This is a genomic window from Pseudomonas peradeniyensis (assembly GCF_014268935.2).
Lineage (GTDB): Bacteria > Pseudomonadota > Gammaproteobacteria > Pseudomonadales > Pseudomonadaceae > Aquipseudomonas > Aquipseudomonas peradeniyensis.
In genome coordinates this window covers 797,501-824,249 of record NZ_JABWRJ020000003.1, presented here as the reverse complement: position 1 = coordinate 824,249, position 26,749 = coordinate 797,501, and the positions used below count along the sequence as shown (strand labels likewise).

Below are 26,749 nucleotides of genomic sequence, written 5' to 3'. Positions count from 1 at the left end.
GAATCGCCGATTCGTTGATCAGGAAGCGACTATGCATGTAGAAGGTTTTTTCGAGTGGCTGGGCCAGGTTCTGGGTTCGGTGATCCGTTTCATCGTCGACGGCCTGGGCGGGTTGTTCAACCTGCTGGCCAACGCCGGTGGCAATTTCATCGACGGCCTGGCGCGCACGCTGGGCATGGACACCTCGCTGGTCAGCATCCTGGCGCTCGTCGTTGGCCTGATGCTGCTGTACTCGGCGGTGCGCGCGTTCATGCGGGCGTCGATCATCCTCGGGATCATCTGGGCGTTGCTGGGGTTGTGGGTGTTGAGTTGGGTGGTGCACTAGCGATACGCCTGTGAGAGCAGGTCTGCGTGGGAGCGGGCTTGCCCCGCGATGGCGTCCGTACGGTCGGCATTGCTGCCTGACCTGACGCTATCGCGGGGCAAGCCCGCTCCCACGAGTCGCTTCCTGCGTTGCCTCAGCGGGCGCGCACCACCATCTCGCCCTGGCTGTCGCCGATCGCCTGCAGGTTCGGCCGGTACATCGACTCCACCTGCGGCGGCGGGATGCGGTAGCTGCCCGGGGTCACCGCGCGGGCCAGGTACAGCAGGTGGGTGGTGCCGTAGCTGTCGAGCTTGAGCGCGGCCACGTAGCGGTCGTCACGGTACTCCTGGTGCACCACGCTGGCGTTCTGCATCGACTCGCGCCACTGCTTCACCGCGCTGCTGGCGTTGTCCAGGCTGGCGGCGCTCTGCGCCAGGTTCTGGTTTTCCAGCTCCAGGCCCGCCGGCAACAGATCGACCACCAGGGCGTCCGGCACCTGGTCCTGGGCCTTGAGCGCCAGGTGCACCAGCACCAGGTCGCCGCTGCGCAGGTTACGCACATCCAGTGCCTGGCCGTTCATGCCCAGGTACTCGCGGCGGATCTCCATGCCGTTGCCGCTGGCGGCCGGGGCCTGGCGCGGGTAGCCGGACAGGGTCAGCTGCTGGTACAGGGTGTCGCCGCCCTGGTTCTGCACAGTCAACGGCGAGGCCAGCAGCGGGCCTTCGAGCTTCATGCCCGAGTCGTTGTTGTCGAACTCGCGCACTTCACCGGCGCTGTCGAGGCGGGCTTTCCAGTTGCCTTCCGGCTTGCCCAGCAGGCCACGGCCGGCGAGGAACAGCGCATTGCGCTCCTGGGTGGACAGCCAGCGGTTGGCGGCCAGCTCGTCGGACAGGCCGAACAGACGCTGGTCGACCTGGTTGCCAGCAAGGTTGTTCTCCTGCAGCAAGGCGAGGATCAGCGCTTGGTCACGCAACGCGCTGCCGTAGTCGGCCATCCAGCCTTTACTGCGGGTCACGGCCAGGCCTGCCTGCAATGCCTGCTGCGAACGCTGCTTGTCGCCCATCTTGTCCAGCGCCACCGCCAGTTGCACCAACGGCAGGCCGGAGCGGGCGTCGGCGCGGCGCTCGAACAGGCTGCGCAGGGCGCCCAGCGGCGCCTGTTGGCTGCGCGCCAGCACCAGGCCGGCGTAGGCCTGAACGGCGAAGCGGGTGTGGTCGGCGTTCTGGCTGTAGTCGACTTCGATCAGGTTGCGCTCCTGCACATACCGCAGCAGGCGCTCGCTGGCCTTCTTCAGCACTTCGGCCGGTACGCCGTAGCCTTGCTCGCGAGCACGCAGCAGGAAGTCGGTGACGTAGGCGGTCAGCCAGTATTCTTCCTCGCTGTCCGAGCTCCACAGGCCGAAGCTACCGTTGTAGCGCTGCATGCCCAGCAGGTGCTCGATGCCCATCTCGATCTTGCGCTTGCGCACATCGGCCGGCTCGCCCTTGATGCCCAGGCGCTTGAGGCTGTCGGCATCGGCGTACAGCGACGGGTACAGGCCACTGGTGGTCTGCTCCAGGCAGCCGTAGGGGTAGGCTTCCAGGGCGCGGATCTGCTCGGCCAGGTTCAGCGGCGGGCGGCTCGACAGCGCCAGGCTCGCTTCCAGGCCCGCGGGTTCGAACTCGGCCAGGTCGCTCTCCGGCAGGCTCCAGGGCTGGTCCTTGAGGGCCACGCGGTAGTGCTTGAGCATCGCCGGGTAGGCCGGGCGCACGCCCAGGGTCCACTCGCGCTCGAAGGTGTTGGCTGGCTCGCCCGGCAGTTGCAGGCCATTGACCTGCACCCGCACCTTGCCCTGGCCCAGGCCGCCCTGGGCCTGCACCGGAATCATCAACGTGGTGCGCTGGCCTTCGGCCAGGCTGAAGTTCTGCTGGGCACCGCCGACCAGGCTCAACTGCCCTTCGGCGATCAGTTGCACGCTCAGTTGCTGGGCACGGCCGGACAGGTTGGCCAGGTCCAGCGCCAGGCTGGTGCGGTCGCCACCCGCCAGGAAGCGCGGCGCGGACAGTTCGGCGATCAGCGGCGCGGCGACCACGGTCTTGCCTTCGGCCATGCCGAAGTGTTCCTCGGTCCAGGCCTGGGCCATCAGGCGCAGTTCACCGTTGAAGTCGGGGATCTCGACGGTGGCCTGGCCTTCGCCCTTCTCGTCGAGGGTCACCGGCAGGCTCTGCTGGGCAACGATGGTCACCGTGGTATTCGGGCGCTTGCCGCCCTTGGCCATGGCGGCGTCACCACCGAAGGCGAGGCTGGCCAGGCGGCCCTGGCCGGCCTCGATCAGCTGGCCGTAGATATCGAGCTGGTCAGCGCCATAGGCCTTGCGGCCGAACAGGCTGGCGAACGGGTCGGGGGTCTTGAAATCGGTGATATTGAGGATGCCCACGTCCACTGCGGACAGCAGCACATGCACCTGCTTCGGCACGCTGCCGTCGGCGTTGACCGCCTTGAACTTGACCGTCAACGGCTGCTTGGGCCGCATCTTCTCCGGCGCCTGCAGCGACACGGCCAGCTTGCGCTCGGCACGGTCCAGCGGCAAGTGCAGCACGCCCACGGCGCGTTTCGGCGTGGCATTGGCCTTGCGCTCGCCCGGGCGGATCACCAGGGCGCTGATGTACAGGTCGTGGCGCGCCCACTTCTTGTCCAGCTCGACGTCGAAGGTCTTGCCCTCGGCGGGTACGTCGATCTCCTGCCACCACAGCGGGCCATCGGCGGACTCGATCATCAGGTAGCCGCTGCCGGCGGCCGGCGGGGTGACGGTGACCTTGGCGGTGCCGCCTTCCTTGTAGGCCGGCTTGTCCAGGGCGATCTTGACCTGGTCGGGGCGCACGGCGCCGCCCTCGGCGTTGTCCTGGGCGCGGTAGCCGGCCCAGAAGCGCGCGCTGGAGACCAGGCCGGTCTGCGGGTCTTCCACCTCGACGCGGTACGGGCCCCATTCCACCTGGAAGTTCAGCTTGGCGGTGGAGCCGGCCTTCACGCTGACTGTTTCCTCGGCCTGGGTGAGGAATTTCTCATTGTAGTTGTAGCTCCAGCCATCGCTCTGCGAGTAGTTCCAGTAGTAGTCGCGGCGCTCGCGGATCAGGCGCACCTTCAGGTTGTCGGCGGCGAGCTTCTTGCCGTCGCGGTCAGCCACCAGGAACTCGAATTCCACCGGGCCGTCGCCGTCGGTCTCTTCGCCGTCGAACAGGCCGCGCAGGCCCGGCAGGCGGTCGGCAGGCCAGATCGGTTGCTCCAGGCGCCGGGTAATCGGTCGGCCGCCAGACTCCTGCAGGCTGGCCTGCACGGTCAGTTGCAGTGGCGAGCGGGCCTCGGCCCAGCGGCTTTCGATATCGATGCGGGCCTTGCCGTTCTGGTCGAGGGTGACTTCGTCGAGCTCCAGGTCCTGATTCAGGTCGGTCTCGGTGACCGCGCCGAACTGGTAGCCCGGCAGCGCCTTCACCGCTTCGCGCAGCGGGCGCACATAGGCCTGGCCGCTGAGGCGGTTGCCGGCGGCCGGCGCGCCGTAGAGATAACGGCCATTGACCTGGATGGTGGCGGTCTCATCCGGCGCCAGCGGCGTGCTGCTGCCCTTGAGCTCCAGGGCCAGGCGCTCGGGGAGGAAGTCCTCGACGAGGAATTCGTAGACCTGCTTGCGGCCACCGCCCAGGTCCAGCAGCAGTTGCCAGCGGCCGGTCGGGGCCTCGGTGGCCAGTTGCAGCTGGTACTGGAACAAGCCGTTCTTGTCGGCCTCCCAGACGAACTTGCGGCTGACCTGTTCGTCCGGGCGGCGCACTTCCACGCTCACCGGCTGGGCCTTGACCGGCTTGCCGTCCTGGTCGCGCAGCAGGCCGTTGAGCAGCACGGTCTCGCCCGGGCGATAGAGGTCGCGTGGGCCGAAGATGAAGAACTGCAGCGGGTTGGCCTGGGGGCCGGCGATGTCGAACTCGGCCAGGTCGAGGGCGGCGGTGTTCAGGCGCAACAGGGTGGTGTGCACACCCTGGGTGGCGATCAGGGTATCGGCCTTGGCGGTAATGGGCAGCTGGGCATGGCCGTCGCCGTCGGTCTTGGCCTGGGCCAGCAGCTTGCCCTTGTCGTCGTGCAGTTCGAGGGTGACGTCCTTGAGCGCCTTGCCGCCCTCCAGGGCCTGGCTGAACACGTCCAGGCGGTCGCGGTAGCGGTGCGCGGAAACACCGATGTCGCTCAGGGTGAACAAGGTCGCCGGCTGTGAATAGTCATAGGTGCCCGAGGCACGCATCACTGCCAGGTACACGCCCGGCTCCTGCAGCGGCTTGATCCCGGCGATCGGCAGCAGCACGGTCTCGCGGGTGTTGCGCGCGGGGTTGAGGTCGAAGCGGCCGCTGTAGACCAGCTCGGCCATCTCCAGGGTTTCCTTGGACTGGTAGTAGTAGAGGCTTGAGTTGCGGCCCCAATTGACCAGGAAGCTGGAGAGCATGTCCGGTTTGATGCGGAAGAACTCGACATCGACCTTGTCAACGTTCAGGGCGATCACCGGCAGGCCTTCGGCCAGGCGCGTGGGCAGCAGCGAACCGCGGCTGGCGAAGCCCACGGTGGGCTGCATGTCGCGGGTCTCGAAGCGGCTGACCGATTCGGCCTCAAGCGCGTTGCCGTTGACCGAGAGCAGGCCCTTGTCGATGGTCAGGACCATCTTGCGCTGCGGCTCCAGGTGGCGCAAGCGCAGTTCCATCTGGTTGTCGGAGAGTTCCCAGGCACCGTCGACCTTGCCCTTGACGGTGTCGACCAGGTGCAGCTTGGCGGCGAAGTCCTGGTTGGCGTCCAGCGGCGCGGAGACGCTGACCGACAGGGTGCTGGCGCCGTCGAGTTGGACTTCCGAGACGTCCAGCACGGTCAGCTCGCGACCGGCGTAGCGCTTGGCGAGCAGCGCCGGGTCTTCGCGCTTGGCCGCCTTGGTTTCGGCGGGCGCGACGGCGGTGGCGGCATCGGCGGGTGCCGGCTGCTTGTCCGGGGTGGAGGAATCACAGGCACTGAGCAGGGCCAGCGCGCAGGCCAGCAACAATCCTTTGTTGAGCATTTGAGAGAGAACTCTTCGGCAGCGTGTACGTGAGGGGGGCAACTATAGCGCAACGGTGCGTTGCTTACCTGGCGATGCGCGGCAAGTGAGACCCTGTTCGCGCCGATTGGTTGCCTGGTCGGTACAATGGCGTATTTGATCTTGCAAGGGGCGCGAAGCGGCCCTGCAACGAAGGATTCGCATGTCTTCACTGTCCACCGCCTGGCGCGACCGCCCCACCCACCACAAGGTCTGGGCCCTGGCCGCGCCGATGATCCTGTCCAACATCTCGGTGCCGCTGGTGGCGCTGGTCGACAGCACGGTGATCGGCCACCTGCCCCACGCCCACCAGTTGGGCGCGGTGGCGGTGGGCGCCACGCTGTTCACCTTCATGGTCGGGCTGATGGGCTTCCTGCGCATGGGCTCCACCGGCTTCGCCGCCCAGGCCGCCGGCCGCGCCGACGGCGCCGCGCTGCGTCAGGTGCTGGTGCAGGGGCTGCTGCTGGCACTGGCCTTCGCCCTACTGATCGGCCTGCTCGCCCTGCCCTTCAGCCAGCTGGCGCTGCATGCGATGCAGCCCAGCGAGGCACTGCATGCCTCCACCGAGGCGTTCTTCCACACCCGCCTGCTCGGCCTGCCGGCAGCGCTGGCCAGCTACGCCCTGGTCGGCTGGTTCCTCGGCACGCAGAACGCCCGGGCGCCGCTGGCGATCCTGCTGACCACCAACCTGCTGAACATCGCCCTGAACCTGTGGTTCGTGCTCGGTCTGGACTGGGGCGTGGTCGGCTCGGCACGGGCCTCGGTAATCGCCGAGTGGTGCGCCGCCCTGCTCGGCCTGGCCCTCACCCGCCCGGCGCTGCGCGCCTACCCCGGGCATATCGCCTGGGCCGCGCTGAAGCGCTGGCAGGCCTGGCGGCCCCTGCTGGCGGTGAACCGCGATATCTTCCTGCGCAGCCTGGCGCTGCAGCTGGTGTTCCTGCTGCTGACCGTGCAGGGCGCCCGGCTGGGCGAAGCGACGGTGGCGGCCAATGCCCTGCTGCTCAACGGGCTGATGCTCACCGCCTACGCCCTCGATGGCCTGGCCCATGCGGTCGAGGCGCTGTGCGGGCATGCCATCGGCGCCCGTGATCGCGGCGCCTTGAAGCGAGCGCTGGTGGTGGCCTGCGGGTGGTCGTTGATCGTCAGCCTGGGGTTCGCGGTGCTGTTCCTGCTGGGCGGCCATCTTTTCATCGACTTGCAGACTGATATCGCCAGCGTGCGCGAGGCGGCCTATCCGTACCTGCCGTATCTGGCGGTGCTGCCGTTGGTGGCGGTGTGGAGCTATCTGCTCGATGGGCTGTTCATCGGCGCGACGCGGGCGCGGGAGATGCGCAATGCGATGCTGGTGTCGGTGGTGATCGCGTTGCCTGTGGCGGTTGTCATACGTGGGTTCGGCAACCATGGGTTGTGGTTGGCCTTCTTGCTGTTCATGGCGCTGAGGGCGGTGACGCTGGGGTGGGTGGGGTGGCGGTTGCAGCAGCGGGATCGTTGGGTTCGGTGAAGCTGGGGGCGAAGCCCTCACCTACAGGGTTACAGCCATACGCAATCCCAATGTGAATACTCGCCGGCACACTTGGCCAACCCTGCACGAATCGGATTGGCAACAATGTACCGGGCAACCGCTTTGACATCCTCTTCCCGCCGTAAGGCCCGGTCGTGAAAACCGGTCTGCCAGATGTGCTGCCGTTCAACACCCTCGCGGTATAGCGCATTGCTGCTACGAGATTTGAACGCGCACATCAGTGTGCTCAAGCGGGTATGCCCTAGCTCGACAAGCCAATGCACATGATCTGGCATCAGGACCCAAGCCAAGGTGCGACAAGCATTCTTCTGATCACAAAAGCGCATCTGGTTGACCACGACTCGGGCGAGGTTGAAGTCTGCAAACAGCGGTTTGCGGTCGCGGGTAGTGGTTGTCAGCAAGTAGGGGCGCCCAGGCTCGGAAAATCGGCCTCGACGTAAAAGGCGAGAGTGTGGACTGTCCATGTCGTGCTCCTTTGAACATTGCATTCAAAGTTAGCCGTGGTGGCAGGGTGGACAGCTACTGGATCATTTCTCGTTATGACTTCGGTGAGGGCTTCGCCCTCATTTCGCGACACAAGGCCGCTCCCACAGGTACCGGGATTTCCAAAAGGGATATGCAATACCTGTGAGAGCGGCCTCGTGCCGCGAAAGGGCCGCAAAGCGGCCCCGGCTTACGAAGACAAGTACGAAGACCGGGTCAACCCCAACCGCAACGCATCAAGGAACTGCGTGCGCTCGCGGGCGCTGATCCGTGCGCTGGCCACCTTGTCGCGGTAGTGGGTCATCAACTCCTCCGGTGACAGGTGCACGTAGCGCAGCATGTCCTCGATGGTGTCGTGGGTCTCGATGCCGGCGTGGTACACGCTGCCGTCGGCGTTCTGGTAGATGTTCACCGAGTCGGTGTCACCGAACAGGTTGTGCATGTCGCCGAGGATCTCCTGGTACGCGCCCACCAGGAACACGCCCAACAGGTAGTCCTCGCCTTCCTTGACCGCGTGCACCGGCATGCTGGTCTCGATGCTCTGCTCGTCGACGTACTGGTTGATCTTGCCGTCGGAGTCGCAGGTCAAATCCTGCAGCACGGCGCGGCGCAGCGGCTCTTCGTCCAGGCGGTGCAGCGGGATGATCGGCAGCACCTGGCCGATGGCCCAGGTGTCCGGCAGGCTCTGGAACACCGAGAAGTTGCAGATGTACTTGTCGGCCAGCTTGTCGTTCAGCTCGTCCAGCACCTGGCGGTGCGAGCGCTGGCGGGCCTTGAGCGAGTTGTGCAGTCGACGGCACACGGCGAAGTAGCACTGCTCGGCCAGGGCCTTTTCAGCCAGGGTCAGCTTGCCGTCGGCGTACTGCGCGGCCACGTCGCCCATGTAGTGGGTGGCGCGCCAGTAGGTCTCGGTGACCATCTCGATGTCGGTGGGGCCGAGCAGGTCGGCCAGCCACTGCACGGTCTCGGGCAGCGACGCCTTGTTCTCGATGGTCGGCATCTCGTCGTTGTGGCTCTCGACGTCGGTCACCTGGATCACCAGCATGGCGTGGTGCGCGGTCAGCGAGCGGCCGCTCTCGGAGAAGATGTGCGGATGCGGCAGGCCCTGCGCGTCGCAGAACTCCTTGAGCATCCCGACCACCACGCCGGCGTAGTCGTCCATGTCGTAGTTGATCGAGCTGGCGTTGCGCGAGTGGGTACCGTCGTAGTCCACGCCCAGGCCGCCGCCGACGTCAATGTGATCGACCGGCAGGCCCAGGGCGCGCAGCTCGCCGTAGTAGCGGATGGCTTCCTTGAAACCGTGCTGGTAGTCGGCCAGGTTGGCGATCTGCGAGCCCATGTGGAAGTGCAGCAGACGGATGCCCTGGTCGAGCCCTGCGTCACGGAAGCGCTGCACCACCGAGATCAGCTGGGCGGCGGACAGACCGAACTTGGACTTCTCGCCGCCGGTATCGGCCCACTTGCTCGAGGCCAGCGACGACAGGCGCACGCGCAGGCCGACCTGTGGCTTGACCTTCAGCTCCGCGGCTTCCTCGATCACCAGGGCGACCTCGGATTCCTTCTCGATGACGATGAACACGTTGTGGCCGAGCTTCTGGCCCATCAGCGCCAGGCGGATGAACTCGCGGTCCTTGTAACCGTTGCAGACGATGGTGCCGCCCTTCGGCGCCAGCGCCAGCACCGCCAGCAGCTCGGGCTTGGAGCCGGCTTCCAGGCCAATGGAGACGTTCTGGGTGGCGATGATGTTCTCGACCACCGCTTCCTGCTGGTTGACCTTGATCGGGTACAGCGCGGTGTACTGGCTCTGGTACTCCAGGCGCGCGATGTTGGCGTCGAAGGCGCCGGTCAGCTGGCGCACGCGGTCCTGCAGGATGTCGGGGAAACGGACCAGCAGCGGCAGCGACAGGCCGCTCTGGCGCAGCTCCTGGACCTGCTCGAACAGGTCGATCGGCGCGCTGTCCGGGCCGTTGGGGCGCACTTCGACGCGCCCGGCTTCATTGATGGCGAAATAACCAGCGCCCCAATGGCGGATGCCATAAACACTGCGGCTGTCGGCCACGGTCCATTGGCTACCATCGTCTTTGCGTGTGCGTCGTACGGACATTCAAGTCCCCTGTATGAAAAGTCGATAACACTGCCCCGCTTCGGGCGCAGGCAGTGTAGATACTGAAAATGACGATTCTTCCGTGTCCAGGCATAGACCCTGGCCATCGGAACGAGTTTAGAAAGCACTGGGCAAAAAATCGCGCGGCTGCACTCAGCCGCCGGATTTCTTCGCCTTGAAACCCTGCTTGATCAGCTCGGCGAGCAGCAGCTCGACGTGGTCGCCCTGGATTTCGATGACGCCGTCCTTGAGCGCGCCGCCGGTGCCGCAGCGGCGCTTGAGCGTGCTGGCGAGTTCCTTGAGCGGCTCCAGCGCCAGCGGCACACCGGTGATGGTGGTCACGGTCTTGCCGCCACGGCCTTTGCTTTCACGGCGCACACGGGCAATGCCGTCGCCTTCGGGGATGACCTGCTGCTTGCAGACGCAAGCGTCCACCGGCTGGCCACAGTCGGGACAGTGCCGACCGGCATCGGTGGAATATACGAGACCGCCAAGGGCGGCGAAGGAAGAAGCTTTCTTGGCCACTTTTGTTCCTCTGTGCCGAGGACAAAAAACTGGTCGGCGGGAGCCGACCGCGAAGCCCCACTCTGGCAGGGGCGGCGCTACTGCCGCAAGGTCATGCGACAGCCCGAAAAGGGCGCGCAGTGTAACGATAAATCTGGCTGTTGCTAAGTACAGGATTGCGCCATTTTACGAAAGTTTTGCGACCTCATCGCGGGGCAAGCCCGCTCCCACGCAATTGCAGTTCAAAATCGTGGGAGCGGGCTTGCCCCGCGATCGGTCAGATCAGGCCAGCCTGGTACCGCTGCAACGCCACCAGCGAGTCCGGGCAATACGGCCGCTGCGCGCTTTCCGCCTGGGCCTGCTCGACGCTGATGAACCGCGCCTCGATGACCTCCTCGGGCTGCAAGCGCAGCGCCCCATCCCACACCGCCGAGTACACCGCGCACCACAAGCGGTTACCCGGCTGCTCGAAGTAGAACGTCTCGTGAAAACGCAACTCGACGCCGCTCACCCCCAGCTCCTCGGCAAGCTCGCGGGCCGCCGAGTCGGCGTAGGACTCCTGCACCCCGACCATGCCACCGGCCGCCACATCCCAGTAACCGGGATACAGCGCCTTGCTCAGGGTGCGCCGGTGCACGCACAGCTCACCCGCGCCGTTGAACAGCAGGATGAAGGTGCAGCGCCCGATCAGGCCGCGCTCGCGCAGCTCGGCCCGTGGCAGGGCGCCGAGCAGTTGGTCATGCTCGTCGACCCAGGCCACCAGCTCGGCGTCGGAGGCCGCGCGGTGCGCGACCTCGGCAGGATTGACCGGCATCTCAGCCCTGGGACAGCAGTTGGCGCAGGTCGATGACCGCGGCGTTGGCCCGGGAGATGTAGTTGGCCATCACCAGCGAGTGGTTGGCCCACATGCCGAAGCCGCTGCCGTTGAGCACCATCGGGCTCCACAGCGCTTCCTGCGAGGCTTCCAGCTCGCGGATGATCTGCCGCACGCTGACCGTGGCGTTCTTCTTCGCCAACACGTCGGCGAAATCGACCTCGATGGCGCGCAGCAGGTGCGACAGCGCCCAGGCCTGGCCGCGGGCTTCGTAGAACACGTTGTCGATCTGCAGCCACGGGGTCTCGACCACTTCCTCGTCGACCTGCGGCGCCTGGCCGGGGGCCACGGCCTCGGTCTTCAGGGTGTTGTTCAGCTTGACCCGGCCGACGCTGGCCGACAGGCGCTGCGACAGCGAGCCCAGGCGGGTGGCCACGTCGCCCAGCCAGTTGTTCAGGTTGTCGGCGCGGGTGTAGAAGATCGCGCCCTGGTCACCCTTGGCCAGACGGGTCTGGTAACGGTTCAGCGACTTGATGCCCTCTTCGAACTCCGACTCGCTCGACGGCAGGATCCAGCTCTTGTTGTCGAAGTTGAAGCGCGGCTCGGCCTTGGCCAGGTCGGCGTCCTCGGTCGACTGCGACTGGGAGCGGGCGAAGTCCTTGCGCAGGGCGCGAGAAAGGTCACGTACCTGGACCAGCACGCCGTATTCCCAGCTCGGCATGTTGTCCATCCACAGCCCTGGCGGGAAGCGGTCGTTGGAGATGTAGCCGCCCGGCTTGTCGAGCAGGGTGCCGGCGACGGTCTTGAGGGTCTCGACGGTGGTATAGCCGACCACCATCTGCTGGCCGTTGCGCTCGGCGGCGGCCTGGGCGTTCTGCTGCACCGGGAACAGCTCGGGCTCCTGGCTCCAGTACCAGCCCAGGCCGATGCACACCAGCAGGTAGAGGCCGATCAGGGTGCCCAGGGCACGGCTCCAGAGGCCGCCGAGGTAGCTACGGGTGGCGGCGCCGCGGGTTTCGACCCGCTCACGGGGCTCGGCCTTGGCCTCGCGGTTTTTCCAATCCAGCATGGCATTGTCCTTAATCAGTCACGAACGGTTCAGGGCTTGGACCACAGGCCTCGGCCAGGGTGCCACGACAAGCCCGCATGCCAGCACTATAAAGCAGACGCCGCCATTCGTATAAGCGACCATCGGGTCGGCAACTGAATGACGGTCCCTGAACACTTTGTTGACCCCAGGCACTCGCTTGTCGGAAAAGCAGTGCTAGCATAGAGCCATCATTGAACCTGCGCCCTCCCACTCATAAGTAGTCAGGACATGACCCAGCCAGCCGAGCCGAGCCACGAACGCCTCAAGCAGCACTTTGCCCAGCGGGTGATCCACCAGGCCCGGCAGATCCTCGAGATCTGGCAGCGCCTGCAGCGTGGCGAGTGGTCCAGCGGCGACCTGGGCGAACTGTGCGAGGCCAACCTGCGCCTGCAGCGCTACGCCGAACGCTTCGAGCAACCCGAGCACGGTAGCCTGTCGACGGCCATCGGCCAGACCCTGCGCGCCATCGAGGCCAACAGCGCGCGGCTCAACTCCGAACTGATCAGCGAACTCAACCGCCTGATGCAGCGCCTGTCACGCACCGGACTGCGCAAGGGCGACCAGCTCGACAACGTACCCCTGCCGCCACTGCGCAAGCCGGTCTATATCGTGCTGCAGGACCACGACCGCGCCGAGCGCCTGGCCCAGCAGCTGGAGTTCTTCGGCCTGACCGTGCAGGCGCTGTGCAGCGCCGAGGCGTTCCAGGCGTCGATGAGCGAGCGCCTGCCGTCGGCCATCGTCATGGATGTGGACTTCACCGGCGCCGGCGTCGGCCTGCAACTGGCGGCCCAGGCCCAGCAGGGGCTGGAGCAGCCGGTACCGCTGCTGTTCTTCTGCCTGCACGAGACCGATACCCCGACCCGCCTGGCCGCCGTGCGCGCCGGCGGCCAGGAGTTCCTCACCGGCACCCTGGACGCCTCCAGCCTGCTGGAAAAACTCGAACTGCTGACCAGCGCCACCCAATACGACCCGTTCCGCGTGCTGGTGATCGACGACTCCCGCGCCCAGGCCCTGCACACCGAGCGCCTGCTCAACAGCGCCGGGATCATCACCCGCACCCTGACCGAGCCAATCCGCACCATGAGCGAGCTGGCCGACTTCCAGCCCGACCTGATCATCCTCGATATGTACATGCCCGAGTGCACCGGCCCGGAGCTGGCCAAGGTGATCCGCCACAACGACCGCTACGTCAGCGTGCCGATCATCTACCTGTCGGCCGAGGACGACCTGGACAAGCAGCTCGACGCCATGAGCGAAGGCGGCGACGACTTCCTCACCAAGCCGATCCGCTCGCGGCACCTGGTGACCACCGTGCGCAACCGCGCCGCCCGCGCCCGCCACCTCAAGGCGCGGATGGTCCGCGACAGCCTCACCGGGCTGTATAACCATACCCACATCCTGCAACTGCTCGAAGACTGCAGCTTCCGCGCCCGCCGCGAAGCGCAGCCGCTGAGCTTCGCCATGCTCGACATCGACCACTTCAAGAAGATCAACGACCGCCACGGCCACCCCATGGGCGACCGGGTGATCAAGAGCCTGGCGCTGTTCCTCAAGCAGCGCCTGCGCAAGACCGACTTCATCGGCCGCTACGGCGGCGAGGAGTTCGCCATCGTCATGCCCAACACCGCGCTGGAGGCGGCGCACAAGGTGCTCGACGAGATCCGCCGGCGTTTCGCCGAGATCCACTACCCGGCCCAGCCCCATGACCTGCAGTGCACCTTCAGCGCCGGGGTGGTGCAGCTGGACGACAGCCTCGATGCGCTGACCATGGCCAGCGCCGCGGACGAGGCGCTGTACCGGGCCAAGCATGCCGGGCGCAACTGCGTGGTCAGGGTGGAGCCATAACCGCATCGTCGGGCAAGCCCGCTCCCACGAGTGATACCTGGACGTCTGCAAGAGCAACTGGCTTGCTCCATTTGCGCAGGATGGCGCAAATCTCGTGGGAGCGGGCTTGCCCCGCGATGGCCCTGACACCAATACCGGCACTGTGCCACTTTTTTATGGCGCCAACCCTCCGCCGTCATCACCCCGTCACAAAATCGCAATAACTTCAGGCCCCGACCTCTCCACTCCCCCTCCGCAGGAAGTTCGCGGCTATGCGCCTGAAGTGGCTGACCAATTTCAACACCCTGTTGCTGGTGACCGTGTGTATCGCCCTGGGCGCGACCCTGTGGTGGTCGCAACGCGCCCTGGAACGTCCCTACCAACTGATGGAGCGCTACCTGGGCCTGTCCCAGCAGTTCCAGAACGACGCCGCGCGCAATATCCAGGCCTACCTGGGCAGCGGCGATGCCCTGCGCCATGCCGCGGCGATGGAGGCCAACAAGCAGTTGCAAACCGCCCTGGCCGACTGGCCCGAGGACCTGTCGGCCAAGCTGCGCCCGAGCCTCGACAGCCTGCAGGGCTTCACCGCCAACGAACTGCTCGCCGCCGGCAAGCTGGCCGGCGATCCCCAGGCCCTGCTGCTGCAGGCCGAGCGGGAGCTGGGAGCCAACCTCGAGCAACTGGCCGGCTACGCCCGCGACAGCGCCAGCAGCGACGCCGGTCGTTACCTGACACCGCTGCTGGAGGCCTCGCTGCACCTGGGCAAGCTGTCCCTGGCCCGCGACAAGCTGGTCAGCAGCGGCCGCGCCGAGCTGGCCGCCGAGGTGGAGCGCGAACTGCAACTGATCGCCGCCCAGGCCCAGGCCATCGACGGCCTGCCCTTGCTGGGGGTGACCCGCGCCGCCGAGTCCAACGCCGACGACTTCGCCGCGATGATGGGCCTGGAATCCCAGGCCAGCAGCCAGCAGGAAGACGTCGCCGTGGGCCTGAAGCGCGAGCTGCACAGCCTGCTCGGCCGCTACCCCGGCGAACTGCAACGCACCCGCGAGCAGATCGAGCGCCGCGCCGCCCTGGCCGCCAGCACCGGCGAGCGCCTGGAAGCGGTGCAGCAGGCCATCGCCGGTCTCGAGCCCGAGGTGCGCGGCCTGCACGCCACCATCGCCGGCGAGGTGCGCCTGATCCAGGGCCTGATGATCGGCCTGATCCTGCTGATCGCCCTGCTGATCGATACCCTGCAGCGGCGCCTGGCACGCACCCTGACCAGCCTGGCGCCGGCGCTGTCGCGCTGGGCCGAGGGCGACTTCGCCCAGGCCATCGCCCTGGGCCGCACCAACCGCGAGCTGCACGATATCCAGGAATCGCTGAATCGCCTGCGCCAGTACCTGGTGGAACTGGTCGGCACCATCCGCCACAACGCCGAACAGGTGGCTGGCAGCAGCCATGCCCTGGCCGGCATGAGCAACGCCCTGCACGACGGCGCCGAGCGCCAGGCCGGCGACACGGCGCAGATCCGCGACGCCCTGGGCGAACTGGAGGCGACCATCCAACAGGTGGCCGGCGACGCCAGCGCCGCCGCCGAGGCCAGTCGCGATGCCGGCCGGGCCGTGGAGCAGGGGCAGACGGTGATCGGCCAGAGCCTGTCCGGCCTGCGTTCGCTGGTCGACGAGGTGCAGGGCAACGCACGGATGATCGAACAACTGGCGGAAGAGTCGGCGACCATCGGTGGCGTGCTCACGGTGATCCGGGCGATTGCCGAGCAGACCAACCTGCTTGCCCTCAACGCCGCCATCGAAGCGGCCCGGGCCGGCGAGATGGGCCGTGGCTTCGCCGTGGTCGCGGACGAAGTGCGCTCGCTGGCCCAGCGCACCACCGGCGCCACCGGTGAGATCCAGGCGCTGATCGACCGCCTGCAACAGGCCGCCCGCAGTTCGGTGGACGGCATGCGCACCCAGCTGGAACACGCCGAGGCCACCGCGAACCAGGCACAGTCGGCCGATGGCGCGCTGGATGCAATCGTCAGCGCCATCCGCACCATTGCCGACACGGCGGTGCGGATCGCCGATGTGACCGCGCAGCAGACCGGGGCGGTGAGCGAGATCCGCGATCACAGCGAGCGGATTCATGAGCTGGGCGAGGACAACCTGCAGCGCATTGGTGAAGGGCGTGAGCAGGGGGAGCAGTTGCTCAAGCTGGGGGGCGAGTTGAATACGGCAGTGCGGGCGTTCAGGCTCTAGCCATCTGCTTGATGGGGCTGCAAAGCAGCCCCAATCTCGACCAACTCCGCTATCATGCCGCCACGTTCCACCTCGCGAGTCCGCCATGCGCCGCCTGTTTTTCCTGCTGTTCCTGCTGCTGGCCAGCCCCGTCTTCGCCACGGGCCTGCTCGACAACCGCCCCAGCGCCACCCTCGGCGCCGCCTCCAACAGCGCCGACTTCCTGCCGGTGCACGAAGCCTTCAAGCTCAACCTGGTCCAGGCCGACGCCCAGACCGTCAAGCTGCGCTTCGTCGCCACCGACGGCTACTACCTCTACCGCCACCGCTTCCAGTTCCGCACCGAGCCCGCGGACATCCGCCTGGGCGCGCCGAACATCCCCAAGGGCGAGGCCAAGCACGACGAGTTCTTCGGCGATGTCGAGGTGTACCACGGCGTGCTCGACATCGAGCTGCCGCGCAACGACCCGCGCGCCTTCACCCTGCTGGTGGGCTACCAGGGCTGCGCCGACAAGGGCCTGTGCTATCCGCCGGAAACCGCGCGGCTGAGCATCGACGGCCAAGGCGCCCCGCTGCCGGCTACCGCCGAGCAGGGCTGGACCTGGAAATCGCTGTTGCTGTTCTTCCTCGCCGGGGTCGGCCTGACCTTCACCCCGTGCGTGCTGCCGATGCTGCCGATCCTCTCCGGCGTAGTCCTGCGCGGCCAGGTCGGCGGCCTGCGCGGGCTGTCGCTGTCGCTGGCCTACGTGCTGCCGATGGCGGCGAGCTTCGCCGTGCTTGGCGCGCTGATGGGCCTGTTCGGCGCCGGCCTGAACCTGCAAGCGCGCCTGCAGTCGGCCTGGGTGCTGGTGCCGTTCGCCGCGTTCTTCGTGCTGTTCGCCCTGGCCATGTTCGGCCTGTTCGACATCAAGCTGCCGCAGGCCCTGAGCAGCCGCCTGGACAACCTCGCCCACCGCACCAAGGGCGGCTCACTGCTCGGCGCGGCGGTGCTCGGCGTGCTGTCCAGCCTGCTGGTCTCGCCCTGCGTGTCGGCGCCGCTGGCCGGCGCCTTGCTGTACATCAGCGCCAGCGGCGACGCCCTGGGCGGCGCGCTGAAACTGTTTGCCCTGGGCCTGGGCATGGGCGCGCCGCTGTTGTTGGTCGCCACTGGCGGCGCGGCCTGGCTGCCGAAGAGCGGCCCGTGGATGAACACGGTGAAAAACGCCATCGGTGTGCTGCTGCTGGGCCTGGCCATCGGCCTGCTCAGCCGCGTGCTGCCGGGACCGGCCACCCTGCTGCTGGTCGGCCTGCTGGCCGCCGGCGTGGCGCTGTTCCTCGGCGCCCTGGAGTTCGTGGTCAAGACCCCGCGCCAGCGCCTGGCGCAACTGCTGGGCCTGGCGCTGCTGGTGTACGCCCTGGCCTGCTGGTATGGCGCCCTGAGCGGCCAGGGCGACCCGCTGCGCCCGCTGCCGCCACCAGCTGCGGCCAGCGGCGTCGAGGCGGCCAAAACCGACGCCTGGCAGACCGTCATCACCCCGGCGGCCCTCGACGCGGAGCTGGCCGAGGCCAAGGCTGCCGGCCAGCCGGTGCTGCTCGACTGGTACGCCGACTGGTGCATCAGTTGAAAGGTGATCGAACACGAAGTGCTCAACGCGCCGCAGGTCCAGCCGCAGCTGGGCGCCTTCCGCCTGCTGCGCTTCGACATCACCGAGAGCAACGCCGAACAACGCGCCCTGCTCGACCGCTACCGGCTGTTCGGCCCTCCCGCGCTGATGTTCTTTGCCGCGAACGGCAGCGAAATGACCACCGATCGGGTCATCGGTGAGATAAACGCCGGCGATTTCGCCCAGGTATTGGCGCGCGTGCGCGGCCAACTCGGGCTATAACTTCCCGCATCCAGTGAAAAAACCCCGCCGCAGTGACCAGACTTAATCATCTGGTCACATACTTTGCGCGAATCTCGGACATCGTGCTGGCTATTGCCGGGAACTGGACACTCAGCGCCGCTTGCGGCATAGTCGCCGCGCTATGTCGAATTGCCCTACAAAACCAAGGAATCGCAGATGGCAACCCTACTGGTGCTGCACGGCCCCAACCTGAACCTGCTCGGGACCCGCGAACCGGGCCACTACGGCGCCGCCACCCTGGCCCAGATCAATCAGGACCTGGAGCAACGCGCCCGCGCCGCCGGCCACCATCTGCAATACCTGCAGAGCAATGCCGAATACGAATTGATCGACCGCATCCATGCCGCGCGCAACGAAGGCGTGGACTTCATCCTGATCAATCCGGCCGCTTTCACCCACACCAGCGTCGCATTACGTGACGCATTGCTCGCGGTGAGCATCCCATTCATCGAAGTGCACCTCTCCAACGTGCACAAGCGTGAACCGTTCCGCCACCACTCCTACTTTTCCGATGTTGCCGTAGGGGTGATCTGCGGCCTGGGCGCCACCGGTTACCGGCTGGCCCTGGAATCCGCGCTGGAACACCTGGCTGCCAACGCACAGCCCTGATGACACAAGGCCTTGGCCCCTTCGGGCCGAGGCTCATGAAGAAACGTTTTCGACACGTTTTAAAAATACGTCCCCGACCGAACCTTGGGAGTTGCTGATTAATGGATATCCGTAAAGTCAAGAAGCTGATCGAACTGCTGGAAGAGTCTGGCATCGACGAACTGGAGATCAAGGAAGGCGAAGAGTCCGTTCGCATCAGCCGTCACAGCAAGACCCCGGCCGGCGCCCAGTACTTCGCCGCTCCGGCTCCGATGGCCGCTCCGGTTGCCGCCGCAGCACCTGTTGCCGCTGCCGCCCCGGCCGCTGAAGCCGCTGCCGCCGCGCCTGCCCTGAAAGGCACCGTGATCCGTTCGCCAATGGTCGGCACCTTCTACCGCAAGCCTTCGCCAACTTCGCCGAACTACGCAGAAGTCGGCCAGGCCGTGAAGAAAGGCGACACCCTGTGCATCGTCGAAGCCATGAAGATGATGAACCACATCGAAGCCGAGATCGGCGGTGTGATCGACGCCATCCTGGTGGAAGACGGCCAGCCGGTTGAGTTCGACCAGCCGCTGTTCACCATCGTTTGATTCGCGGAGAGCCAACGATGTCTGGGAAGCTCGAAAAAGTTCTGATCGCCAACCGCGGGGAAATTGCCCTGCGGATCCTGCGTGCCTGCAAAGAGCTGGGCATCAAGACCGTCGCCGTGCACTCCACGGCCGACCGTGAACTGATGCACCTGGGCCTGGCAGACGAGTCGGTCTGCATCGGCCCTGCATCGTCCAAGGAATCGTACCTGCACATTCCGGCGATCATCGCCGCCGCCGAAGTGACAGGCGCCACCGCCATCCACCCGGGCTACGGCTTCCTCGCGGAAAACGCCGATTTCGCCGAGCAGGTGGAAAAATCCGGCTTCGCCTTCATCGGCCCGAAAGCCGACACCATCCGCCTGATGGGCGACAAGGTTTCGGCCAAGGACGCGATGATCAAGTCGGGCGTACCGACCGTGCCAGGTTCCGACGGCCCGCTGCCGGAAGACGAAGAGGTTGCCCTGGCAATCGCCCGTGACGTCGGCTACCCGGTGATCATCAAGGCCGCCGGTGGCGGTGGTGGTCGCGGCATGCGCGTGGTGCACAAGGAAGAAGACCTGATCGAATCGGCCAAGCTGACCCGCACCGAAGCCGGTGCCGCGTTCGGCAACCCGATGGTCTACCTGGAGAAGTTCCTGACCAACCCACGTCACGTGGAAGTGCAGGTGCTGTCCGACGGCCAGGGCAACGCCGTGCACCTGGGCGACCGTGACTGCTCGCTGCAGCGCCGTCACCAGAAGGTCCTGGAAGAAGCTCCGGCCCCGGGCATCGACGAGAAGGCCCGTCAGGAAGTCTTCAAGCGTTGCGTCGACGCGTGCATCGAGATCGGCTACCGCGGTGCCGGTACCTTCGAATTCCTGTACGAGAACGGCCGCTTCTACTTCATCGAGATGAACACCCGTGTTCAGGTGGAGCACCCGGTTTCGGAAATGGTCACCGGCATCGACATCGTCAAGGAGATGCTGAGCATCGCCGCTGGCAACAAGCTGTCGTTCCGCCAGGAAGACGTGGTGATCCGCGGTCACTCGCTGGAGTGCCGGATCAACGCCGAAGACCCGAAGAAGTTCATCCCGAGCCCAGGCAAGGTGAAGCACTTCCACGCCCCGGGCGGCAACGGCGTGCGCGTCGATTCGCACCTGTACAGCGGCTACTCGGTTCCGCCGAACTACGATTCGTTGATCGGCAAGCTGATCACCTACGGCAAGGACCGCGACGAAGCCATGGCGCGCATGCGCAATGCCCTGGACGAGATCGTCGTCGACGGCATCAAGACCAACATCCCGCTGCACCGCGACCTGGTGCGTGATGAAGGTTTCTGCAAAGGCGGCGTCAACATCCACTACCTTGAGCACAAACTGGCCAACCAGGAGTGATCGCGTTAGCGTGATGAAAGAGCCCCGGCCCCGTGCCGGGGCTTTTTATTGCCCTTCAGAAGGCCCGTTCGGTCGCTCTCATGGAACAGAACATAGTTCCTTGATTTGACTGAGGCAGCGTGGGAGCGGGCTTGCCCCGCGATCACCGGCTATGCCGGCGCCATACACCGCTTCGCGGGGCAAGCCCGCTCCCACGCTGGTGATGCTGGCAACTTTGTTCCCTGCGCGACAGCTCAACCCGCAAGGGCTGGGTGATCTCCTACAGGTATCGCGCATGGTTCAGGCCATACGGTCGCCCCAGCAACCCAATGGAACCCCGCGCAAACCCGCACAGTCCACCGATCAGGCCCACCTCCCAAGGCCTCAAAGGAGACTCCCATGAAAGGCACTGCGCTATCCGCTCTGTTCGCGGCCGCCACCCTGCTGGCCTCGCCTGTGTTCGCCGCCGACGACCTGTGCGCCATGAACCTGCAGAAGATCGACGACAGCATGGCCACCGCCGGCGCCACCTCCGAAGGCCTGGACAAGGCCATCACCGAGCATGTGGACCAGGCCAAGGCCGCCCAGGCAAAAGGCGACACCAAGGAGTGCATCGCCATCACCAGCAAGGTGCTCGAGCGCCTGGAGAAGACCGAGAAAGGCAGCGGCTCGGCCGGTGGCAGCGGCACCTGAGCCCTGCGCCAGCGCGGGCGGCCGAACCATCTGTCGACGCCGCCCGCGCAAACGCGTATACTCGGCCTTGCGTGCTGAAAGGCACGTTCAGCTAGAGCTGAGTGTGGGGCCGATTAGGATTCGACGCCGGTAGCGAAACTCTAGGTGCATGCCGAGTTGGTAACAGAACTCGTAAATCCACTGTTGCAACTTTCTATAGTTGCCAATGACAATACCTTCGGCTTGGAGAAAGAAGTCGCTTTCGCGGCTTAATCTGATCCATAGCTTCTGGTAGCTTCGGCTCCAGCAATCATCAGGGGATGCCTGTAAACCCGAAATGATTGTCATACAGAACAGGATCGTCGTGCAGCACGTTGGGGGCGAAGCGACTAAAACTTACCCAACTCATCCAAAGCACCCTGCCCGTCGGGCGGCTGCGGATTAAATCAGTAGACACGGCTAAGCATGTAGTACCGACAGCGGAGTACTGGCGGACGGGGGTTCAAATCCCCCCGGCTCCACCAAATCCTAAAAAGAAGACGCCCAATGGGCGTCTTTTTTTGTGTCTGCAATTCGGTGCCTCAGCGGCCAGTTCCTACAGTGATCGCCAGCGCTTGCGCGCATGGGCATAAGCCGCCAGGTCACTGTAGCCAAGCTGTGCAGCAATCTGCGCTCGGCTATCCCCCTGTATCTCCAGGTACTGCTCCAGCTCGGCACGCACCCGGTCGAGCAGCACACGAAAACTGGTCCCCTCATCCTCCAGCCGCCGACGCAAGGTACGTGCGCTCTGGTGAAGGTCCTGTGCCTGCGCCTCCAGGGTAATCAATCGGCCCGTGATGAGGCCTTGGCGAATACCCTGGGTTACCCGGGCCGACCAGCCACTGAGCTGGGACTGCTGCGCCAGCCGACGCTCCAGCTCCTGGCTCACCACCTCCATCATCCCGGCATGCTGGGTCAGCAATGGCATGTCCAGCTGGATACGACTGAAGTACAAGCGGTTGTACCCGCAGTCGAACTGGATATTTTCACCAAACCACTCGTGGTACTCCGGGTAGTACGCTGGCCGACGGTGAGCGAAGCACGCCCGCTGCGGCACTACAGCCGCGCCCATCCCCACGCCCATCACGCTGAGGGACATCACGCTGTAGTGCTCGACCATATAGCGCACCAGGCTGGCTGGCGCATCGATACGCAACTCCACCCCGAGGCAATCACCCTCTTCGACCAGCTCCAGGGTGTCCATGTCCGATGCCAGCCGTGCATAACGCGCCCAGAAGCGGATGGCCTCGGCCAGCGTGGCGCTAAACAGGCAGCCCTGGGCCAGTACATGCCAGTCCTGGCGGCTAAAGTGCGAGAACAGGTGCAAGCCGATTGCCGGATCATGACCGGCCGCCTTGGCCCAAAGCTGCTCCAGCGCAAGCATGCTGTAGTTGCTGCGCGCCTTCAGCGAATGCGTCTGAAGGTAGCGCTCCAGTACCCGGCCGAGCGGGCCGCGGTGGAATCGCTCGGGCGATGGGTTGGCCGCTTCTCGGGTGATTCTGTCCGTTTCGCGCATATCGTCTGACGGCTTCGTGAATTCTTATGGGTGGGCACCGCCTTGATCGGCACCCACCGGAGAATGCCATGAGCACAACAATAACAAACAGCCCGATACCGATTATTCTCGCCATCCTGATCGGCTTCATCCTCCTCGAAATCACCTGCGCCTGCTTCCTTCAGCCTCGCGGCAAACGCCGGGACGCGATCATCGAGATCGTCGGCAGCGCCCTGCTGATGGTGGTCACCCTGCCGTTGGTCACGTTCCTCAGCAACAGCCTGCTGGAACACTTCGCGCCACAACTGAAGGGCAGCCTCGCCGGCCTGCACTGGGTGCTTGGGCTCGTCCTGTTCCTGGTGCTGGACGACATGACCCAGTACTGGTGGCATCGCCTCAGCCACAAGGTGCCCCTGCTCTACTCGCTGCACCGTGCACACCATTCAGCGCCCTACATGAGCATCCGCATCGTCTATCGCAACAACAGCTTCTATTACCTGCTGATGCCCGGCCTGTGGTTCAGCGGGGCCCTGATCTACCTGGGGTTGGCGCCTGTGTACTTCGGCTACCTGATCGTCAAGATGCTGGTCATCTTCGGCGCCCACAGCAGCGTGCCCTGGGATGACAAGCTTTACCGCATACGCGCACTGCGGCCCGTGATGTGGCTGCTGGAACGGACCATTTCCACCCCCGCGACCCACTCGGCGCATCACGGCCTGAGCGCCGATGACGGAGTGACGCATTACAAGGGCAACTTCGGCAACCTGCTGTTCTTCTGGGACGTGCTGTTCGGCACGGCAAAGATCACCCGCCGCCGCCCCCAGCATTACGGTATCGAAGGCATGCGCCCGGTCAGCTGGCAGGAGGAGCTATTCTGGCCGCTGATGCGCGGCAAGTCGACCAGCCTGCCGACGGAATCGGACCAGGAGCTGGCCAAATGAGCCTGAATATCGTACTCGTGGCCGGCTCCAGCCAGGCGGACAGCCAGTCGGCGAAGGTGGCCGCTTTTCTCGGCCAACGCCTGCAGGCATTGCAACTCAGCGAGCTGCCAAGGGTGATCGATCTGGGGCTTGCGCCGCTGCCGTTGTGGCCAGCCAAGGATGAACACGGACTCTGGGCCGAGTATGCAGCCCTGCTGCGTGAAGCCGATGCCCTGGTGGTGCTGACCCCGGAATGGCACGGCATGGCCTGCCCGGCGCTGAAGAACCTGTTCGTCTACGCCGGCTACCGCGAGTTGGGGCACAAGCCGGCACTGCTGGTCGGGGTGTCCTCTGGCCAGGGCGGGAGCTACCCGCTGTCTGAATTGCGTGCGTCCAGCTACAAGAATTGTCGCATCTGCTACCTGCCCGAGCAGTTGATCGTGCGCCAGGTGGAGGACGTGATGAATGGCCCGCAAAGCGCGAGTACGCAAGACCTGCGCATTCGTCGCCGGGCCGACTGGGCGCTTCAGGTGCTGGGCGAATATGCCAGGGCGCTCAGGGGGATGAATGCGCGGGTCGAAATGGAGGAGCCGGAATTCGCCAACGGGATGTAAGGGTACATGGCCGCTATCGATCGATAGCGGCTGCCTCGGCCTACGCCCGCTTAACGCCTCGCTTCAATGAGATGACGGGTCGAATGCGCGACAAAAGGCTCGCCCTGGCGCATCTGGCTATCCAGGGCCAGCAGTTCAGCACGGTACTTATCCACAGAGAAGTCCGGCACCCACCATACGCATTTGCGAAGAATCCACACGACTGCGCCTACGTCATGGAACAGCATGCGGCAACGGGCTGTGCGCAGGTCAGTCACCGTAAGCCCGGCTGCCTGTGCTGCTGCCACTTCCTCTTGCGGATCGCGCATTTGCCGCTCACGTGGCAATGGCCCCAGGAAATGCTCGATCAGCTCGAAGGCCGAGGCTGGGCCCACGTGCTGGGCGAAGTAGTGTCCACCAGGTCGGAGGACGCGATGAATCTCGGACCAGTCCGGTTGCACTGGGTGGCGTGAGGTGACCAGCTCGAATGAGGCATCGGCAAATGGGAGCGCGGTACCGGGGGCTACCTGCACGACTTCAACGCCGCGCGGTCCTAGACGCTCGTGCGCCTTGCGGGCGTTGGGTGGCCAGGCTTCAGTTGCGCACATGAGGAGCGGGAAGCGCGGTGTCTCATCCAGTACCTCCCCGCCGCCGGTGTCGAGATCCAGCGCCGCGCAGACCCTACCCAGACGCTGCGCAAGGAGCTGGGCATAGCCCCAAGGCGGACGCTGCTCAGAGGCGCGTCCTGCCAGCCAGTCGAAGCCCCAGCCGGTCACATCCGCGGCGTTGGCCTCGGCTACCAAGTCGTCAAAGGGTTTCATTCGATGGTCCAGATCAATGCTTGTATTCAGGCCAGTATAAGTCGGGTAGGAGCGGCCTTGTGTCGCGAAAGGGCTGCGTAGCAGACCCAGGATCTCAGCGTTAATGCATAGATCGCTGGGGCCGCTTTGCGGCCCTTTCGCGACACGAGGCCGCTCCCACAGGGGCGGCGGGGCGTTGATTTGGGAACGCGGAAAAGACAAAACCCCTACCTGCTCGTGCAGATAGGGGTTTTGCGAAATGAATCTTGACGATGACCTACTCTCACATGGGGAAACCCCACACTACCATCGGCGATGCATCGTTTCACTGCTGAGTTCGGGATGGGATCAGGTGGTTCCAATGCTCTATGGTCGTCAAGAAATTCTGTTGCCAGAAGATCCAGATGGATACTCCAGCGAATTCGGATATGCGATTTGTGATGTTGCGAACTTTCGGTTCTTTCGTCTTCACCACCGCAATCTGCGCTTTGCAAATTGCTTGGGTGTTATATGGTCAAGCCTCACGGGCAATTAGTATTGGTTAGCTCAACGCCTCACAGCGCTTACACACCCAACCTATCAACGTCGTAGTCTTCGACGGCCCTTCAGGGAGCTCAAGGCTCCAGTGAGATCTCATCTTGAGGCAAGTTTCCCGCTTAGATGCTTTCAGCGGTTATCTCTTCCGAACATAGCTACCCGGCAATGCCACTGGCGTGACAACCGGAACACCAGAGGTTCGTCCACTCCGGTCCTCTCGTACTAGGAGCAGCCCCTCTCAAATCTCAAACGTCCACGGCAGATAGGGACCGAACTGTCTCACGACGTTCTAAACCCAGCTCGCGTACCACTTTAAATGGCGAACAGCCATACCCTTGGGACCGGCTTCAGCCCCAGGATGTGATGAGCCGACATCGAGGTGCCAAACACCGCCGTCGATATGAACTCTTGGGCGGTATCAGCCTGTTATCCCCGGAGTACCTTTTATCCGTTGAGCGATGGCCCTTCCATACAGAACCACCGGATCACTAAGACCTACTTTCGTACCTGCTCGACGTGTGTGTCTCGCAGTCAAGCGCGCTTTTGCCTTTATACTCTACGACCGATTTCCGACCGGTCTGAGCGCACCTTCGTACTCCTCCGTTACTCTTTGGGAGGAGACCGCCCCAGTCAAACTACCCACCATACACTGTCCTCGATCCGGATAACGGACCTGAGTTAGAACCTCAAGGTTGCCAGGGTGGTATTTCAAGGATGGCTCCATGAGAACTGGCGTCCCCACTTCAAAGCCTCCCACCTATCCTACACAAGCAAGCTCAAAGTCCAGTGCAAAGCTATAGTAAAGGTTCACGGGGTCTTTCCGTCTAGCCGCGGATACACTGCATCTTCACAGCGATTTCAATTTCACTGAGTCTCGGGTGGAGACAGCGCCGCCATCGTTACGCCATTCGTGCAGGTCGGAACTTACCCGACAAGGAATTTCGCTACCTTAGGACCGTTATAGTTACGGCCGCCGTTTACCGGGGCTTCGATCAAGAGCTTCGCTTGCGCTAACCCCATCAATTAACCTTCCGGCACCGGGCAGGCGTCACACCCTATACGTCCACTTTCGTGTTTGCAGAGTGCTGTGTTTTTAATAAACAGTCGCAGCGGCCTGGTATCTTCGACCGGCGTGGGCTTACGCAGCAAGTGCTTCACCCTCACCGGCGCACCTTCTCCCGAAGTTACGGTGCCATTTTGCCTAGTTCCTTCACCCGAGTTCTCTCAAGCGCCTTGGTATTCTCTACCTAACCACCTGTGTCGGTTTGGGGTACGGTTCCCAGTTATCTGAAGCTTAGGAGCTTTTCTTGGAAGCATGGCATCAACCACTTCGCGCTCTAAAG

Annotated in this window: 18 protein-coding genes, 2 rRNA genes, 1 other RNA gene and 1 pseudogene (1 of these 22 only partly in view); 12 read left to right on the top strand and 10 right to left on the bottom strand. The window is 64.8% G+C overall.

Translation table 11 applies throughout. The annotated features are described in order from the left end of the window. Positions 1-31: 31 nt before the first annotated feature. Positions 32-325 (top strand): hypothetical protein, encoded by a 294-nt coding sequence (locus tag HU751_RS18675; RefSeq protein ID WP_186714973.1) that lies wholly within the window; start codon positions 32-34, stop codon positions 323-325. Between the two features lie 133 nt (positions 326-458). Here the strand turns inward: HU751_RS18675 and HU751_RS18670 are convergent, their stop codons facing one another. Then, positions 459-5,363, bottom strand: coding sequence for an alpha-2-macroglobulin (locus HU751_RS18670; protein ID WP_186734456.1), 4,905 nt, complete (start codon positions 5,361-5,363; stop codon positions 459-461). A gap of 181 nt (positions 5,364-5,544) precedes the next feature. On the opposite strand from HU751_RS18670, the gene HU751_RS18665 reads away from it, so the two are divergent. Continuing rightward, entirely contained in the window at positions 5,545-6,882 is a 1,338-nt protein-coding gene (locus tag HU751_RS18665; RefSeq protein WP_186734455.1) for an MATE family efflux transporter, read from the top strand. 29 nt (positions 6,883-6,911) lie between these two features. On the opposite strand, the gene HU751_RS18660 is transcribed toward HU751_RS18665, so the two are convergent. From HU751_RS18660 to HU751_RS18640, 5 genes are all read right to left on the bottom strand, one after another. Then, the gene (locus HU751_RS18660; protein WP_186734454.1) at positions 6,912-7,367 is read right to left on the bottom strand and encodes an REP-associated tyrosine transposase; all 456 of its coding nucleotides are present in this window, start codon (positions 7,365-7,367) and stop codon (positions 6,912-6,914) included. Positions 7,368-7,576: 209 nt separating this feature from the next. Next, complete coding sequence (gene speA / locus HU751_RS18655) at positions 7,577-9,490, bottom strand: arginine decarboxylase (RefSeq protein WP_186734453.1); 1,914 nt, start codon at positions 9,488-9,490, stop codon at positions 7,577-7,579. A gap of 153 nt (positions 9,491-9,643) precedes the next feature. Beyond that, on the bottom strand, positions 9,644-10,015 hold the full coding sequence (locus HU751_RS18650; protein ID WP_110739861.1) for a translation initiation factor Sui1: 372 nt from the start codon (positions 10,013-10,015) through the stop codon (positions 9,644-9,646). A 256-nt stretch (positions 10,016-10,271) separates the two neighbouring features. Beyond that, positions 10,272-10,808 (bottom strand): NUDIX hydrolase, encoded by a 537-nt coding sequence (locus HU751_RS18645; RefSeq protein ID WP_062572769.1) that lies wholly within the window; start codon positions 10,806-10,808, stop codon positions 10,272-10,274. A gap of 1 nt (position 10,809) precedes the next feature. Continuing rightward, positions 10,810-11,877: a DUF2333 family protein gene (locus HU751_RS18640; protein WP_050703603.1), complete on the bottom strand. Its 1,068-nt coding sequence runs from the start codon at positions 11,875-11,877 to the stop codon at positions 10,810-10,812. A 249-nt stretch (positions 11,878-12,126) separates the two neighbouring features. Between HU751_RS18640 and HU751_RS18635 the strand changes: the two genes are divergently transcribed. The 8 genes and pseudogenes from HU751_RS18635 (at position 12,127) to ssrA (ending at position 21,546) form a co-directional block, all read left to right on the top strand. Continuing rightward, entirely contained in the window at positions 12,127-13,743 is a 1,617-nt protein-coding gene (locus tag HU751_RS18635) for a diguanylate cyclase (protein WP_186734452.1), read from the top strand. 251 nt (positions 13,744-13,994) lie between these two features. Beyond that, the gene (locus tag HU751_RS18630; protein ID WP_186734451.1) at positions 13,995-15,956 is read left to right on the top strand and encodes a methyl-accepting chemotaxis protein; all 1,962 of its coding nucleotides are present in this window, start codon (positions 13,995-13,997) and stop codon (positions 15,954-15,956) included. Positions 15,957-16,041: 85 nt separating this feature from the next. Continuing rightward, a pseudogene (locus HU751_RS18625) lies at positions 16,042-17,799 on the top strand (protein-disulfide reductase DsbD). Positions 17,800-17,976: 177 nt separating this feature from the next. Then, positions 17,977-18,429, top strand: a complete 453-nt coding sequence (gene aroQ, locus HU751_RS18620) for a type II 3-dehydroquinate dehydratase (protein ID WP_011535870.1) — start codon at positions 17,977-17,979, stop codon at positions 18,427-18,429. A gap of 101 nt (positions 18,430-18,530) precedes the next feature. Continuing rightward, the gene (gene accB / locus HU751_RS18615) at positions 18,531-18,998 is read left to right on the top strand and encodes an acetyl-CoA carboxylase biotin carboxyl carrier protein (RefSeq protein ID WP_186714982.1); all 468 of its coding nucleotides are present in this window, start codon (positions 18,531-18,533) and stop codon (positions 18,996-18,998) included. 17 nt (positions 18,999-19,015) lie between these two features. Further along, positions 19,016-20,371: an acetyl-CoA carboxylase biotin carboxylase subunit gene (gene accC, locus HU751_RS18610; protein ID WP_011535872.1), complete on the top strand. Its 1,356-nt coding sequence runs from the start codon at positions 19,016-19,018 to the stop codon at positions 20,369-20,371. 378 nt (positions 20,372-20,749) lie between these two features. After that, entirely contained in the window at positions 20,750-21,043 is a 294-nt protein-coding gene (locus HU751_RS18605; protein ID WP_023631557.1) for a PA2433 domain-containing protein, read from the top strand. A gap of 105 nt (positions 21,044-21,148) precedes the next feature. Continuing rightward, positions 21,149-21,546, top strand: a transfer-messenger RNA (tmRNA) gene (gene ssrA, locus HU751_RS18600). Positions 21,547-21,617: 71 nt separating this feature from the next. On the opposite strand, the gene HU751_RS18595 is transcribed toward ssrA, so the two are convergent. Next, positions 21,618-22,577, bottom strand: a complete 960-nt coding sequence (locus HU751_RS18595; protein ID WP_186734450.1) for an AraC family transcriptional regulator ligand-binding domain-containing protein — start codon at positions 22,575-22,577, stop codon at positions 21,618-21,620. 68 nt (positions 22,578-22,645) lie between these two features. Between HU751_RS18595 and HU751_RS18590 the strand changes: the two genes are divergently transcribed. Together HU751_RS18590 and HU751_RS18585 are read left to right on the top strand one after the other, a co-directional pair. Continuing rightward, on the top strand, positions 22,646-23,497 hold the full coding sequence (locus HU751_RS18590) for a sterol desaturase family protein (protein ID WP_186734449.1): 852 nt from the start codon (positions 22,646-22,648) through the stop codon (positions 23,495-23,497). Further along, positions 23,494-24,090, top strand: coding sequence for an NADPH-dependent FMN reductase (locus tag HU751_RS18585; RefSeq protein WP_186734448.1), 597 nt, complete (start codon positions 23,494-23,496; stop codon positions 24,088-24,090). The genes HU751_RS18590 and HU751_RS18585 overlap by 4 nt, the downstream gene beginning before the upstream one ends. Positions 24,091-24,140: 50 nt before the next feature. On the opposite strand, the gene HU751_RS18580 is transcribed toward HU751_RS18585, so the two are convergent. The 3 genes from HU751_RS18580 to HU751_RS18570 all read right to left on the bottom strand — a co-directional run. After that, a complete protein-coding gene (locus HU751_RS18580; protein WP_186734447.1) occupies positions 24,141-24,890 on the bottom strand; it encodes a class I SAM-dependent methyltransferase in 750 nt (249 codons plus the stop codon). Positions 24,891-25,133: 243 nt separating this feature from the next. After that, positions 25,134-25,249, bottom strand: a 5S ribosomal RNA gene (gene rrf / locus HU751_RS18575). 130 nt (positions 25,250-25,379) lie between these two features. Further along, positions 25,380-26,749, bottom strand: a 23S ribosomal RNA gene (locus HU751_RS18570); it runs 1,523 nt beyond the window's last position.

Bases quoted from the DNA above. Each gene is read 5' to 3' on its own strand.
- HU751_RS18675 (WP_186714973.1), top strand. From the start codon at position 32: ATGCATGTAGAAGGTTTTTTCGAGTGGCTGGGCCAGGTTCTGGGTTCG.
- HU751_RS18670 (WP_186734456.1), bottom strand. From the start codon at position 5,363: ATGCTCAACAAAGGATTGTTGCTGGCCTGCGCGCTGGCCCTGCTCAGT.
- HU751_RS18665 (WP_186734455.1), top strand. From the start codon at position 5,545: ATGTCTTCACTGTCCACCGCCTGGCGCGACCGCCCCACCCACCACAAG.
- HU751_RS18660 (WP_186734454.1), bottom strand. From the start codon at position 7,367: ATGGACAGTCCACACTCTCGCCTTTTACGTCGAGGCCGATTTTCCGAG.
- speA (WP_186734453.1), bottom strand. From the start codon at position 9,490: ATGTCCGTACGACGCACACGCAAAGACGATGGTAGCCAATGGACCGTG.
- HU751_RS18645 (WP_062572769.1), bottom strand. From the start codon at position 10,808: ATGCCGGTCAATCCTGCCGAGGTCGCGCACCGCGCGGCCTCCGACGCC.
- HU751_RS18640 (WP_050703603.1), bottom strand. From the start codon at position 11,877: ATGCTGGATTGGAAAAACCGCGAGGCCAAGGCCGAGCCCCGTGAGCGG.
- HU751_RS18635 (WP_186734452.1), top strand. From the start codon at position 12,127: ATGACCCAGCCAGCCGAGCCGAGCCACGAACGCCTCAAGCAGCACTTT.
- HU751_RS18630 (WP_186734451.1), top strand. From the start codon at position 13,995: ATGCGCCTGAAGTGGCTGACCAATTTCAACACCCTGTTGCTGGTGACC.
- aroQ (WP_011535870.1), top strand. From the start codon at position 17,977: ATGGCAACCCTACTGGTGCTGCACGGCCCCAACCTGAACCTGCTCGGG.
- accB (WP_186714982.1), top strand. From the start codon at position 18,531: ATGGATATCCGTAAAGTCAAGAAGCTGATCGAACTGCTGGAAGAGTCT.
- accC (WP_011535872.1), top strand. From the start codon at position 19,016: ATGTCTGGGAAGCTCGAAAAAGTTCTGATCGCCAACCGCGGGGAAATT.
- HU751_RS18605 (WP_023631557.1), top strand. From the start codon at position 20,750: ATGAAAGGCACTGCGCTATCCGCTCTGTTCGCGGCCGCCACCCTGCTG.
- HU751_RS18595 (WP_186734450.1), bottom strand. From the start codon at position 22,577: ATGCGCGAAACGGACAGAATCACCCGAGAAGCGGCCAACCCATCGCCC.
- HU751_RS18590 (WP_186734449.1), top strand. From the start codon at position 22,646: ATGAGCACAACAATAACAAACAGCCCGATACCGATTATTCTCGCCATC.
- HU751_RS18585 (WP_186734448.1), top strand. From the start codon at position 23,494: ATGAGCCTGAATATCGTACTCGTGGCCGGCTCCAGCCAGGCGGACAGC.
- HU751_RS18580 (WP_186734447.1), bottom strand. From the start codon at position 24,890: ATGAAACCCTTTGACGACTTGGTAGCCGAGGCCAACGCCGCGGATGTG.